Annotated in this window: 1 protein-coding gene; it reads right to left on the bottom strand. The window is 69.1% G+C overall.

Going from position 1 to position 249, the window contains the following annotated elements; all coding sequences use genetic code 11:
* Window positions 1–249: pyruvate formate lyase family protein (locus tag C6N31_RS43105; protein ID WP_306665090.1), on the bottom strand; the 249-nt coding region annotated here is incomplete at both ends.

The following is a 249-nucleotide window of genomic DNA, read 5'->3' on the forward strand; positions in this document are numbered from 1 at the left end:
TGGAGGGCCGGGCGTCCAGCAGGGCCCGCTCGGCACGCTTGACCTCGATCAGCCGAGACGTGCCGTACAGGGCGGCTCTCCGGTAGTCGCCGATGATCCGTCCCCGGCCATAGGCGTCGGGCAGGCCGGTGATGAGGCCGGCCTTGCGTGCGCGGAGCATCTCGGGGGTGTAGGCGTCGAAGACGCCGGTGTTATGGGTCTTCCGGTAGGTGCCGAACACCCTCGTGACGAACGGGTCGGGCTCGTATC

It is taken from the genome of Streptomyces fildesensis, from assembly GCF_016107395.1.
Taxonomy (GTDB): domain Bacteria; phylum Actinomycetota; class Actinomycetes; order Streptomycetales; family Streptomycetaceae; genus Actinacidiphila; species Actinacidiphila fildesensis.